Genomic DNA, 12,562 nt, shown 5'->3' with positions numbered 1-12,562 from the left:
ATTCTTATTGTGTTGGTAGTTGAATATGAAATTCAATTTGATGTTGATATGGGCGCTCAGGGCCATACATTGAGCTTAAAAAATGATGGTGATTTACTGCATTAGGTAACTCATGAGGTTCAATACATAACCCAGCATAAGGTCCCATGGCTTTACCATTAATGTGGTTGTAATTACTAGGTAAGTAATAACCGGTATAAAATTGACTACCTGGGGCTGTTGAATAAACAGCAACTTGATAACCACTTTTAATATGGGCAATAGTGCCATGATGTTTTAATTTACCTTCTCCGGCAGGATCTAATAAATAATAATCGTCAAAACCGGTATCAGGCAGTTGCTTATCTAATTGTTTAGAGTGCGCAAAGTCGTAAACTGTAGAATAAACATTTGCAAATTCACCAGTGGGGATATTTTCGCTATCTTTGAGTAATCGTAACCGTGCAGGTAATTGAATATGATGATCAGTTATATCTAATTGCTGTTTAGAGCCCAAGTTCCAATAAATATGATTGGTTATGCTTATTGGCGTCAGTTGTGATGCAATACCTTGCATATCAATAGTCAATTTATTATCGATTAACTGATAGGTCACGGTAAACTCAACATTGCCTCGGTAACCTTCCTCGCCATCGATGCTGATATAACTAAATACGGCTCGATTATTAATATGATCAACATCAACAATCTGCCAATTCACATGGCTAAGCCCTTTATTACCACCATGTAAATGGTGTTGACCTTCATTGTTAGTCAACTTTACTGTGGAAAACTCATCTAAAAACTGGCTATTAGCAATGCGATTAGCCACTCGGCCAACGGTCGTACCTAAATAAGCAGGATTCGTTAACCAGTCTTGTTGCTGCTGATAGCTCAGTGCCAGATGCTCGCCATTTGGCGCCTCGATACTGTGAATAGCAGCACCAAAACTGCTCAAGGTCACCCGCAAACCATTAGCCTGCGTTAAAGTGATAGTCTGCACAGCCATACTTAACTCTGATAGCCTTGCGGGTTTTTACTTTGCCAATGCCATGTATCTTTCATCATATCAGCTAAAGTATATTCACATTGCCAATTGAGTATATTGGTTGCTTTACTAGCGTCAGCCCAAAAAGCAGGTAAGTCACCACTGCGTCTTGCTGCTATTTCAAATGGAATATCAACACCTGTATGGCGTATAAAGCTCTTCACAATAGCTAATACTGAAAATGGGCTGCCTGTGCCTAAATTAAATGCCTCGTACAATGGTTGTTGCTGAAGGCTTAACCATTGCAGTGCTTTAACATGCCCATTGGCTAAGTCACTCACATGGATATAATCACGCTCACAAGTGCCATCTTCAGTTGGGTAATCACCACCGAAAATAGATAGTTTGTCACGTTTTCCTACTGCAACCTGCGCTACAAATGGCATTAAGTTATTAGGAATACCTAAAGGGTCTTCACCAATTAAGCCACTTTGATCGGCACCAATTGGATTAAAGTAACGTAAACTTGCAACTTGTAACGAGCCTGCTTTTACAATGTCTTGCAGCATCTGCTCAATCATTACTTTGGTTTGACCGTAAGGGCTGGATGCGCGGCTCAATGGTAATTCTTCCGTATAAGGTGGCGTTGCATGCTCCCCATAAACCGTTGCTGATGAACTAAACACTAACTTATTGACCTTAAATTCAGCCATGCACTGGCACAAGTTAAGGGTTGAGATCAGATTATTCTGATAATAACTAAGCGGTTTTTGCATCGATTCGCCAACGGCTTTTAAACCAGCAAAATGAATAACAGCACTAAAGTTATGAGCGCTGAATGTTGCTTTAAGCTTAGTTTCATCCAATAAACTGGCATGAACAAACTCTACATTTTTTTGTGCTAGTGTCTGTACTCTGACTAATGATTCACGGCTTGAGTTACTTAAATCATCTATTACCACAACCTCAAAACCACTACGTAACAAGCTCAACACTGTGTGGCTGCCAATATAACCAGCGCCTCCGGTAACCAGTACTTTTTCCATTTTCATAATCCTTATGCTCTTATTACTGATACACCAGATGCTGGGAGGCTGGTATAAATACTTTCTTTTATACCCGTTTTTTGCTGATACTGAGATTCAATAGCTGCCGTTACTTCTGCCACCATAACGTTAGGTACAAATGCCACAACACAACCACCAAAACCACCACCGGTCATACGCACACCACCTTTATCACCAAGTACGTTATCGATAATTTCAACTAACGTGTCTATTTGCACTGTGGTGATCTCAAATAAGTCACGCATCGATGCATGGCTTTGTGCCATTAATTTACTTAATCGACCAATATCGTTATCAGTAAATGCTTGCATCGCAGCTAATGTACGCGCATTTTCATACACTATGTGCTCAACGCGCTTCGCAACTTGGGGGTCAAGCTGCGCCTTATTTGCTTCATATTCTTCAATTGAAACATGACGTAAGCTTGGCTTTGAAAACGCCTCGGCACCGGCATAGCATTGCTCACGGCGTAAGTTGTATTCGCTATCAACTAAACCACGTTTTACATTTGAATTGATCATCATGATGGTCATGCCTTCATTAATGCTCACTTCAATTAAGTCTAAAGACTGGCAATCAATTCCCAGCGCTTGACCTTGTTGACCGCACGCAGAAATAAGCTGATCCATAATGCCGCAGTTACAGCCTACAAAATTGTTCTCAGCCGCTTGACCAATTTTGGCGATCTCTTTACGTTCAATAAACAAATCGCATAAATGGTTAAACGCGTAAGCAATCCCCACTTCCAGTGCAGCCGATGAGCTAAGCCCTGCACCTTGCGGCACATTACCGGTAATACAAATATCGCAGCCCGTTAATTGATGCCCGCGTTTTTGTAATTCATCAACCACCCCGCGCACATAATTACTCCAGCTTTGAGTTTGATGATGAGCGAGTTCTTGGCCTACGCTAAAGCTGTCAACTTCATTATTACAATCAAGGGCTAATACATTTACAGTTGAATCAGTACGCGGGGCAACGGCAATATAAGTGGCGTATTCAATGGCACAAGGCAGTACAAAACCATCGTTATAATCGGTGTGTTCACCAATTAAATTTACACGACCTGGTGCCTTCACAACAAAGTCAGCATCACGCGTAAAGTGTTTTAAAAATGCGCTGCGCACAGTGCTTTCAATGTTCATGCATTCACCTCTTTATAATGCGTGAGTGATTGTTGTTTTAAAATAGTGGCCGCTTGTTCTGGCGTTATATCACGCTGTGCTTCAGCCATCATTTCATACCCCACCATAAATTTTTTCACCGTGGCAGAGCGCAACAATGGCGGGAAAAACTGACCATGCAGTTGCCAAAATGAGTCATCGTGATCATCATATGGCGCACCATGCCACCCCATTGAATAGGCGAATGAACATTGAAATAAATTATCGTATTTAACGGTAATTTGTTTGATCATCTCAGCGAGGCTGATCTGCTGCGCGCTTGTTAACTGAGTCATTCTTGTAATTGCAAAACGCGGTAATAATAGGGTTTCAAAAGGCCATGCAGCCCAATATGGCACAACCACTAGCCAGTCTTCATTAGCACAGACAACACGTTCATCTAATGCAAACTCGCGGTTGGCGTAATCCAATAATAAATTACTGCCATGTTGCTGATAGTACTTTTGTAAATTATGGTGTTTACGCTCAACTAAACTAGGGAGTTGATCTTGCGCCCAAATTTGTCCATGCGGGTGCGGATTTGAACACCCCATTACAGCGCCTTTATTCTCAAACACTTGAACCCAACGGTAGGTTTGCGAAAGCTCTGCACATTGCTGCTGCCAAGTATCTACTACATTAGTGATTTCACTGATCGAGAGCTCAGGCAGGGTTTTTGAATGATCCGGTGAAAAACAAATAACCCGTGCTGTACCGCGCTCTGTTTGCATGCTAAATAACGGATCACTTTTGCTTGCCTTTGGCACATCTTCACGCAGTGCAGCAAAGTCATTAGTAAATACAAAGGTTCCCTCATAATCTGGGTTTACTTCACCATTGATGCGCGTGTTACCTTTACATAAAAAGCAATTTTCGTCATAGGCCGGTTTTACTTCATGATCAACGCTTTCTTCTTGGCCTTGCCAAGGACGTTTAGCACGGTGCGGCGATACCAACACCGACTCGCCCAATAAGGGATTAAAACGACGATGTGGATGTTCTGTCGGATCAAATTGATTGTTTTGATTACTCATTACTGCAAACCTTAGTTACTATTTTGAAATGTGCCCGCATCAAGCACTTGTTTACGTGGTGTAAATCGGCAAATGTAGTTCCAGTTCCAGCTGGCATCGTATTTATGGCAAAGTCCCCAGCTTATTCCTGGCGCTGGGTTTTCATCAAAGCCTTTTACTGGGCGATATAAACCAATGGCCTCCGGGCCACCTTTGATATGTGCCATGATTTCAAAATTAATACCGTCTTTAGCAAATTGAATGGTATTTTTTTCAGGGCCATCGGTCGTTAGTAAGCTGGCAATACCGCCTCTAAAATTCCACACAACGACTTCGTGGCCACTGTTCGAGATAGGGTTGTATTCAGATTTAACATAGGGACCTAACACATTGTCAGCGATAGCAACGCCATGTTTTATTTCACGGCCACCAAAATTCATGCCCTCCCCTTGGGTTTCACCTTTGTAATACAGGTAAAATTTATTTTGGAAAAACACTAAGCACGGATCGTGCACTTTATGGCTATCAAAACTGCCTTTTTTGCTCACTGCAAAGCGGTTATCTTCGTCACCTGACCACACACCATCTTTACTTGGACTGACAATAGGCGCAGGAGACTTTTGCCATGGCCCATAAGGTGAGTCTGACTGTGCAATGGCAATATGCTCGTACTGGCGATTGCTATAAGGTGTTTCAACGGTTTGATACACTAAATAGTATTTTCCTAAATGAGCAAAAACTTCCGGCGTAAATACAGCTCTATCATCGTATTGACCAGCTTTACCACGGGCAATCGCTACGCCTTGCTCTTGCCACGTAATGCTATCTTTTGAAGTGGCATGCCATACTTCGGTCAAATCCCAAGGGAATACTTTTGCTTCTGGGTCATTCGCATTAAAACCTAACGTTTCACCTTCGCCTTTGGTGTACCAACAATGATAAACACCCTCAATATACAAAACTGATGATGGATCACGGCGGATCACGCCTTCTTGATAAGCAAAGTCACCTTTTAATTGGGTTACATCAAACTCTGTTAACCACTGCGGGCCTTTTTGATCATAGCCGCGTTCAATTGCTCGCAGGCTTGCTAAACTCAATTTTTGTTGATTGTCAGACATATTTATTCCTTACTTTGCACTGCTTAAATTAAGCGCTTGGTAAACGTCAAAAGGTAAAATGGCACCTTGATGTTGCACCACCTGGGAAGCAACTTTATCAGCCATTTGTAAAGCGACTTGTGGTTCGTGCTGCGTCATTCTTGCGGCTAGATAGGTACCTGCAAACGAATCTCCTGCTGCTGTGCTATCAACTTGTTGTGGTGCAGGATTAAATGCACATTGCGCACTCAAGGTATTTTGGCAAAACACCTGCATGCCTTTACTACCGGCTTTAATCACCACTTCATCAATTGCAAACTGTTGGCAATAATCAACAATATCATTCGCATCGGTATGGCCGAATAAAGTGTAGTGATCATCAAGCCCAGGTAACACCACATCACTGATTTGGTAGGCGCGCTCTAACCACTCAATTGCATGCGCTTTTGATTGCCACATACGCGCACGGTAATTAGGATCAAACGCAATAATGCACCCTTGCGCTTTTAATTTAGTTAATAAATCAACTAACTGTTGCTTTGAATCATCCTCTAAAATGGCAAGGCTTATACCACTAAAAAATACCCAATCATTTTTGCCTAAACCAAAATCAAACGGTTGTTTGGCATATAACTCCATCATGTGTTTCGCAGCAGACTGATTACGCCAATAGTCAAAGCTACGCTCTCCATGCTGATCAGTCGAGATGGCATAGATACCCACATTATGGTCGGGAGTTTTGATCACCTGTTTGCTACCGACCCCTTCTTGCTGCCACTTTTTAAGCATATTAATGCTTAGAATATCCTCACCAACGGCGCTGAAAAGCTCACAATTTAATTGCTCTGCAAAACGTTTGGCATACACTAATGCGTTATAGGTATCTCCGGCAAAAGACTGCTGACATTCACTCACCCCTTTAGGCACAAGTTCAACCATGCATTCACCAATGGCTAATAAGGTACTCACGCGCCCTCCAATGCTTTTTTTGCTGATACACCCGCTAACTGCTCTTCAATTTCTTCTATCGATTTGTTTTTTGTCTCAGGCATAATTTTATAAAGCAATATAAAGCCAATTACACCGCTAATGCTGTAGAACAAAAAGATATTCGCCGCGCCAAAGTTATTTAATTGCCAAGGGAAAAACTGCTGTACTAAATAGCTCACAACACTGGCAATAAACGCAAACGTTGGAATGGCAACACCGCGAATACGGGTTGGGAATATTTCAGAAAAAATCACCCACATAATTGGGCCTATTGAAAAGTGAAACGCAGCAATAAAACCGGCAATACCAAATGATATAAGCGGCGCATTAATCGTTGCGGCACGTTGAATTAAATCACTTTCAAACCCTTGTAGTTGGGATGCTGAAAACACCGTGGCTAATGCTTGTTTAAACTCAACATCACTGTGATATACCTGACCAATCAACTGATCTAAGCCACTGACTGTATTTAAGCTCGAGAATTCCGCAATATGTTGCGCTGATAAACTATATTCAGCTTGGCTAAAGCCGATATAGCACATGAATAAACTCACGGTCGCCGTTGCTAAGCCACCAATGACTAAAGGTCTGCGGCCCAATTTATCTATTAATAAAATCGCCACAACAGTAAAAACAATACTCACTAAGCCAATTAACACTGCGTTTAAAAACGCCGCATCAGTGCCTATGCCTAGTTGCTCAAATACTGTTGGTGCGTAGAACATAATCGCATTTATGCCCGTTACTTGCTGAACCAGCGCAATAGTTAATGCAATAATCACCGCAGCACGAACGCGGCTATCAAGTAGCTGTTTAAAAGATGCTAAATAGCTGCTTGTGTCTGAGTAATCAATTAAACTTGTTTTTATAGTTTGCAGTTGCTCATCGGCCAACGTGCTATTTTTAGTTAATCGTAACAGTACCGCTTTTGCTCGAGTTTCGTTGCCTTTCATCACCAACCAACGCGGGCTTTGTGGAATAGTAAATAACAATAAAAACCAAAGTAGAGCCGGAATCACTTCTACCCCGAGCATCCAGCGCCATAAATTTTCTTGCATAGCGTAGGTGCTGACCCACTGATAACTACTTTGTGATAGCTCAACTAATAAATAGTTAGCAAAATAAGCTGCCGATAAACCCACCACAATATTTATTTGAATCATAGAAACCAGTTTGCCACGGTATTTAGCAGGCGATACTTCACCGATATACATGGCTGCAACAGATAAAGAGGTAAACGCTAAACCACCAATAAAACGCGCAATGACCAACGCTTCATAGCTCGGCGCTAAAACCGAAGATATCGCAGAGAAAATATAAATGAATGCAATGCCAATGAGTGTATTCTTACGACCAAACACATTGCATATATAACCGGTGATCAGCAGTGCAAATAACACCCCAAAACCAGGAGCACTGACGACTGTACCAATTTGTATATCCGTTAAGTTAAATTCAGCAGATACAAAACGTACCGTTCCTGAGATCAAAGCAGCATCTAAACCAAAGATAAAACCGCCAAAGGCGACGACCAAGGCAAAAAAGAACACATTACGGTTGCTACCATTCATACATCTTTATCCAATTTTGTTGTTATCATTGTGTGTATTAATTCAAAAATTAACAATTAAGGAAGCCCTTTAAAATTGTTAACAATTAACCATGAGTAATTCATTCGAGGTTATTTCATAATTAACTCGCATGCAACATATATTTTTAAAAAACTCTGTTTTCACACTGGGAAGCAAAATTTTTGTAAATCTTTAAAGTTTTTAATATCAATAATTTAAGTGTAGAAATGGACAATTACACAAATTGCACTTTGTTAACAATTTTCAATTTGTTTTTTTTCGTGTATGGTGTGTTAAATTGTTAAAAAGGTTGGACTATAATGAAATATAAAAAAAATCTAGCAGTAACAGCACTGGTACTCGCCCTCACAGGGTGTAATCAACAGACTAATAACGTGTCAGATCCCGTGGCAGCGAAAGCAACCAGCAGCAGCTCGACCCTGTTGCACTTATTAGATGATGCCCAGCATACGGCTGACACAGCGGTTAAAATAAAAACCAGCGGTGCTCAGGTCACTAATAACGATAATATTTTAAATATTGCGTTTAATTCAGAGCAAAACCTTTATTCAGGTGTCACCTTTATTCCCGATACGCCATGGGACTGGAGCCAGTTCAAAGATTTTAATATCGCATTTGAGCTTGCAAACCCTGGCCAGCATTCCGTACAAGTATACTTAGATATCTCTGACATTGACGGTGCCAATTACACCCGTACAGTCAATGTGCCTATTGGTGACTTTCATACATATTATGCAAAGCTAGATGGCCATGACCTAGCAACTCCTGATGGTGATGAAAGTGTAGAGCTTAACTTTACCTCAGGATTACGCTCGAACCCTGCTACCTGGCAGTCAGACGAAACTCAATTTATCTCAATGTGGGGTAAAAAGAACTTAAATCTGAAAGGCATCACCAAAATTTCATTGAGTGTACAAAGTGCACTGCATGATAAAGCGTTGCAAATTAAATCTATTGATTTACGTACGAACCCTGAGTTTGATACTCAATTTTTAACGCATATTGTTGATAAATTTGGCCAAAATGCTAAGCAAGATTTCGCTTATAAAGTACATTCAGTTGATGAGTTAATTACCGACAAACAACAAGAAGCCAAACAATTAATAGCACAACGACCGGCAGATCGCTCGCGCTTTGGTGGTTGGGCACAAGGGCCAAAACTAGAGGGCACGGGCTACTTTAGAACAGCAAAACACAATGGTAAATGGTCGTTAGTCGACCCAGATGGTTACCTTTATTTGGCAACCGGTTTAGATATTATTCGTCTTGCCAACTCAACTACATTAACAGGTTATGACTTTGATCAGTCTCTCTTTAAAAGCGCCAATGAATCGGGCTTAACACCTGAAGATTCCAAAGGGTTAAACCGAGTTAACAAAGAAGCACTACCAAGTCGCTTTGTCGCATCACAAGTACGTAAAGATTTGTTTGAATGGTTACCAAGTTATGATGAGCCAATGGGTAAGCACTATGGCTATCGTAAAAGCGCCCATTCAGGTCCACTTGCGCACGGCGAAACCTACAGCTTTTATTCTGCCAACCTTGAGCGTAAATACGGCCAAAATAATAGCGACTTTATGCAAAAGTGGCGCGAAGTTACTCTGCAACGCATGATAACCTGGGGCTTCACCTCACTAGGGAATTGGACAGATCCAAGTTACTACGATAATCAACAAGTGCCCTACTTTGCTAATGGCTGGATCATAGGTGACTTTAAAACCGTTTCAAGTGGTAATGATTTTTGGGGAGCAATGCCTGACGTATTTGACCCCCATTTTGCAGAGCGTGCAGATATTACCGTAGAGAACGTCGCAAAAGAGGTTAAAAACTCACCTTGGGCAGTGGGCGTGTTTATTGATAACGAAAAAAGCTTTGGTCGCCCTGACTCTGTACAGAGCCATTATGGGATTGTGATCAACACGCTGGGCAGAGACGCAGCAACAGTGCCGACAAAAGCTGAGTTTTCTCGCTTAATGAAGCAAAAATACACTGATATTAATCAACTCAATCAAGTGTGGCATTTAAATTTAGCCTCATGGGAGGAGTTTGATAAAGGCGTAAAAGTAGATGTTAAAAACAACGATCAACTTGCTGACTTTTCAATCATGTTAACCGCCTACGCCGACAAATACTTTAGTGTAGTTGATGCGGCAATGGATAAACATTTACCTAATCACTTGTATTTAGGCGCGCGTTTTCCTGATTGGGGCATGCCCATTGAAGTCGTTAGAGCATCAGCAAAGCATGTTGACGTGATCAGTTTTAATGCATACAAAGAAGGCATCAAGCCTAAAAAATGGGAATTCTTAAGTGAATTTGATAAGCCGACTATTATTGGTGAATTCCATGTTGGCGCATTAGACTCTGGCTTGTTCCACCCAGGGCTTATTCATGCCGCTGATCAACAAGACCGCGCAAAAATGTACACTGACTATATGCGTTCAGTCTTTGACAACCCATACTTTATTGGCGCTCATTGGTTCCAATACATAGACTCGCCTATTACTGGGCGTGCTTATGATGGAGAGAACTATAACGTTGGTTTCATTACAGTCACTGATCGCCCTTATACTGAAATGGTTGAAGCAGCAAAAACTGTGAATAATGAAATGTACGAGCGACGATTTAAGAAATAAAGCTTAAATAGTGGTCTATTGTAATGTGTTGACAATAGACCATTCGCTTTTTTTTATATACACTAAGTAAAGAAAAACAAAGCATAAAATAAACGTAGGAAAAAATATGGCCGCAACTAAACCAACAAAAATTTTATCTGTAAAAGATCAAATAGCTGAACAGCTACGTTCAGATATTATTTCTGGTGAGATGCCCCCACAAACTAAATTAAATGAAAAAGAGTTAGCAGAACGTTTTGGCCTATCCCGTGGCCCTATTCGTGATGTAATACTGCAATTGACGAAAGAAGGTTTATTGATTTCACGAAATAACTGTGGTGCTTCAGTAAACAGCGTACTTGATCCTAAACTGCAAAAGTTAATGATCAAACTACGCCGCAGCATTGAAGAATATGCGGTAACAGAGCTAAACGGCAATTTGACTGAGCAGAATATAGCGGACTTAGAAGATATTCTCACAGCACTGCAAGATGCACTAGAACGTGAAGACTATACAGAAGTAACTAAAATCGATATTTCGTTTCACCAATACTTAATTTACCAAGCTGGTGGCGAAGAGCTGGTTAATATTTGGTATCCGTATGTTATGCGTATGCGTTTAAATTACAAGCGCATAACCTCAAGCTCTGAATGCGTTAATGAACACCGCGCCATCCTTGAAGCCCTAAAAGCGCAAGACAGTGCAACTGCAATTAAAGCGATTAAACACAATATCAAATAAAGAAATAAATTTTATGCTTAACAAAGCCGCTGCAAAGCGGCTTTTTAGTTTTAAAACCAGCTAATACCCGAATCGAAAAACCTGCATAGCGCTCTATTATTTGCCGTATACAAAAGCTTGTAAGTCATTAAATCCAGAGCAAAAACGCCATTTAAGCATTAATCACAAAGAGTTTAAGGGGCGCTGCGCTTAAGAGTAATAAAGATTCTAGACCCAAAAGTATTTACGCGGCTAAGGACACTATTACCTAATAGCCAACGCCAATCAGTTAACAGTGGATGTATAGCACTGGAGCCGCCGTAGAATAAGAATGTGCTACTTGCGACAATGGCACTATTTACAAAGGAATAGCCCTGCGCAGTTTAATGGAATTGGGTGTCAGCGAGCGACTAGCCATAGTATGTGGTATCACTAATACCAACAGTAGGCACTTGAAAGCGAAGGCCCTTATAGAAGCTCAAAACAAAAGGAATTAATATTGCACTAGGCAATGACTACTTAGCTTCACAAGGTTTAGTGCCATTGAGAGATATTTGGATCAATATTCATTACGGGAAATGAACCACCCATTGCACTTCCTATAAGTAAAAAGCGCATGATGGATGGTGTGGAGGCTGGAGGAGACCTCCGGCTACCGGATTAGTTTACCTTTCGCTCAAATCGCACGATTTAATCAGATTGAACATTTAACACGATCGACTATAATTATATTGTAATTCCAAATTTGGAGAATACCCATGCACACGTTAACAGCAAATGACGCAAAACGTAACTTTGGTGAGTTACTTCTTAATGCCCAACGTACACCAATAAAGATCAGCAAAAACAGTAAAGACGCTGTAGTAGTCATGTCTATTAAAGATTACGAAGAACTAGAAGCGATGAAAGCTGACTACCTTAAACATTGCTTTGAATCTGCTAAACAAGATTTAGCACAAGATAACGTAGTTGATGGCGAAGACTTTTTACAGGCTTTGTAATTCAGTAATGCAGAAGAATAAATACAAATTAAGTAAATTAACTCAATCTCATTTGCGAAAAATCAAAAGCTACACCATTAATAATTTTTCTGAGAAGCAGTGGCGTATCTACAAAGATATATTGCTAACTGGATTTCAAATGCTTGCTGACAATCCAACTGTTGGTAAAGGTTGTGATGATATTTACTCCAACGGGTTCTACTTTCCTGTAGGTAAGCACATAACTTACTTTACCAAAGAAGATGGCTTCATTTTGATTGTAGCTGTACTCTCTCAATCACAACTGCCACAAAACCATTTGTAGTGGATAATTAATCCTAACACTTGAAGTTA

The 12,562-nt window shown here is 40.7% G+C and carries 11 protein-coding genes; 4 read left to right on the top strand and 7 right to left on the bottom strand.

What is annotated here, in order from left to right; translation table 11 throughout:
- Nucleotides 1–4: 4 nt before the first annotated feature.
- Genes PHAL_RS23115 through PHAL_RS0114990 form a run of 7 tightly spaced genes read right to left on the bottom strand, consistent with a single transcriptional unit; the run spans nucleotide 5 to nucleotide 7,871 of the window.
- Complete coding sequence (locus tag PHAL_RS23115; RefSeq protein WP_016709247.1) at nucleotides 5–988, bottom strand: aldose epimerase family protein; 984 nt, start codon at nucleotides 986–988, stop codon at nucleotides 5–7.
- A 2-nt stretch (nucleotides 989–990) separates the two neighbouring features.
- The gene (gene galE, locus PHAL_RS0115015) at nucleotides 991–2,013 is read right to left on the bottom strand and encodes a UDP-glucose 4-epimerase GalE (RefSeq protein WP_016709246.1); all 1,023 of its coding nucleotides are present in this window, start codon (nucleotides 2,011–2,013) and stop codon (nucleotides 991–993) included.
- A gap of 11 nt (nucleotides 2,014–2,024) precedes the next feature.
- Nucleotides 2,025–3,179, bottom strand: coding sequence for a galactokinase (gene galK / locus PHAL_RS0115010; RefSeq protein ID WP_016709245.1), 1,155 nt, complete (start codon nucleotides 3,177–3,179; stop codon nucleotides 2,025–2,027).
- Nucleotides 3,176–4,231, bottom strand: a complete 1,056-nt coding sequence (locus PHAL_RS0115005; RefSeq protein WP_016709244.1) for a UDP-glucose--hexose-1-phosphate uridylyltransferase — start codon at nucleotides 4,229–4,231, stop codon at nucleotides 3,176–3,178. The genes galK and PHAL_RS0115005 overlap by 4 nt, the downstream gene beginning before the upstream one ends.
- Before the next feature lie 11 nt (nucleotides 4,232–4,242).
- On the bottom strand, nucleotides 4,243–5,331 hold the full coding sequence (locus PHAL_RS0115000) for a glycoside hydrolase family 117 protein (protein WP_016709243.1): 1,089 nt from the start codon (nucleotides 5,329–5,331) through the stop codon (nucleotides 4,243–4,245).
- Nucleotides 5,332–5,340: 9 nt separating this feature from the next.
- Nucleotides 5,341–6,279, bottom strand: coding sequence for a sugar kinase (locus PHAL_RS0114995; RefSeq protein ID WP_016709242.1), 939 nt, complete (start codon nucleotides 6,277–6,279; stop codon nucleotides 5,341–5,343).
- The gene (locus PHAL_RS0114990) at nucleotides 6,276–7,871 is read right to left on the bottom strand and encodes an MFS transporter (protein WP_016709241.1); all 1,596 of its coding nucleotides are present in this window, start codon (nucleotides 7,869–7,871) and stop codon (nucleotides 6,276–6,278) included. Before PHAL_RS0114990 ends, PHAL_RS0114995 begins: the two co-directional genes overlap by 4 nt.
- Before the next feature lie 320 nt (nucleotides 7,872–8,191).
- Here PHAL_RS0114990 and PHAL_RS0114985 point away from each other — a divergent pair, with 320 nt between their 5' ends.
- From PHAL_RS0114985 to PHAL_RS0114970, 4 genes are all read left to right on the top strand, one after another.
- A complete protein-coding gene (locus PHAL_RS0114985) occupies nucleotides 8,192–10,528 on the top strand; it encodes a beta-galactosidase (RefSeq protein ID WP_016709240.1) in 2,337 nt (778 codons plus the stop codon).
- 106 nt (nucleotides 10,529–10,634) lie between these two features.
- Nucleotides 10,635–11,249: a GntR family transcriptional regulator gene (locus PHAL_RS0114980; RefSeq protein WP_016709239.1), complete on the top strand. Its 615-nt coding sequence runs from the start codon at nucleotides 10,635–10,637 to the stop codon at nucleotides 11,247–11,249.
- A gap of 737 nt (nucleotides 11,250–11,986) precedes the next feature.
- Complete coding sequence (locus tag PHAL_RS0114975; protein ID WP_016709238.1) at nucleotides 11,987–12,229, top strand: type II toxin-antitoxin system Phd/YefM family antitoxin; 243 nt, start codon at nucleotides 11,987–11,989, stop codon at nucleotides 12,227–12,229.
- A gap of 7 nt (nucleotides 12,230–12,236) precedes the next feature.
- A complete protein-coding gene (locus PHAL_RS0114970) occupies nucleotides 12,237–12,533 on the top strand; it encodes a type II toxin-antitoxin system RelE/ParE family toxin (protein WP_016709237.1) in 297 nt (98 codons plus the stop codon).
- Nucleotides 12,534–12,562: the final 29 nt, after the last annotated feature.

The sequence above is a fragment of the Pseudoalteromonas haloplanktis ATCC 14393 genome (assembly GCF_000238355.1).
In the GTDB taxonomy this organism is placed as follows: domain Bacteria; phylum Pseudomonadota; class Gammaproteobacteria; order Enterobacterales; family Alteromonadaceae; genus Pseudoalteromonas; species Pseudoalteromonas haloplanktis.
The sequence above is the reverse complement of the archived record's forward strand: the minus strand, read 5'-3'. Positions and strand labels throughout refer to the sequence as shown.